Raw genomic sequence first — 1,200 nt, 5'->3', positions numbered from 1 at the left:
GGAGCGATGAACGTTAAGGAATTGGCATCAACTGGCGACAGTCACGATGAGCACGACCATTTGCCTCACGAATCTCCTCTGACAATGGCTCTGCCGTTAGTATTGCTGGCAGTACCTTCTGTGTTTATCGGTTTTCTCGGTACGCCGTTTGCCAATTATTTCGAGCAGTTTGTTCGTGCTCCAGGCGAGTCTCTCGAAGAAGTTTTGGAACACGCTGCTGAGTTCAATTTGACGGAATTTCTAATCATGGGCGGAAGCTCTGTAGGTATTGCTTTGCTGGGCATTACTTTGGCTTCTCTGATGTATTTGAGCCGTAAAATTGACCCAAGTGCGATCGCCCAAAAAATCAAACCGCTTTACGAGTTCTCCCTCAACAAGTGGTATCTCGACGATATCAACGATTTTCTCTTTGTCAAAGGCAGCCGCCGTTTAGCGCGGCAAGTCATGGAAGTGGATTTGCGAGTCGTCGATGGTGTAGTCAACTTAACAGGGCTTATCACCCTGGTTAGCGGCGAAGGTTTGAAATACTTTGAGAGCGGTCGCGCTCAATTTTATGCCCTGATTGTGTTTGTCGCAGTTCTGGGTTTTGCGATCGTTTCTGGAGTCAGTTAAATCTTTTAGGAAACGGCATTGTCCAAAGCGTGTCAACTTAATATCAAACCTACCGTATCTTTTGTTTGTCTCGAAGTCTAGATCCCCCCTAACCCCCCTTGATAGGGGGAACAAGAGTATTCTCTCAAAGTCCCCTTTCTTAAGGGGGATTTAGGGGGAGCTGAACTGGGCGAGCAACGAAAGATGAAAGATACAAAAGTTTTTAGAGTTAATTTCACACGCTTTGGGCATGATCGTATCCCCACGAGGAGATATTTTAAGAAATGGTATTAGCTCAATAACTAACCATTGACAATTAGCAAATAGAAATAAATATTTGATTAAACTTAACTGTTGCGATCGCATAATTTGTGCAAATAATAGCAAAAAAAAATGTTCCGTCTAAAGAAAGTATAAAATTTAGGCTAAAATTGCCAAAATGTGTTTAAACCTAATAACTGATGGATCATTTTAAAACGCAATGGATACAGCTAACTTTCCCTGGTTAACAACAACAATTCTGTTTCCCATTGCTGCGTCCTTGCTGATTCCTTTAATTCCCGATAAGGATGGCAAGACGGTGCGGTGGTATGCCCTAATTGTGGGTTT

General features: G+C 42.9%; 1 pseudogene. It reads left to right on the top strand.

Annotated features, from left to right (window positions below):
- Window positions 1-612 (top strand): annotated as a pseudogene (locus tag QUA38_RS29055) (NAD(P)H-quinone oxidoreductase subunit 5); the annotation flags it as partial.
- Window positions 613-1,200 lie beyond the last annotated feature (588 nt).

It is taken from the genome of Microcoleus sp. Pol12B4 (assembly GCF_036701385.1).
Classification (GTDB): Bacteria; Cyanobacteriota; Cyanobacteriia; order Cyanobacteriales; family Microcoleaceae; genus Microcoleus.
Note: the sequence above shows the minus strand (reverse complement) of the source record. Positions and strands in the feature narration are given on the sequence as shown.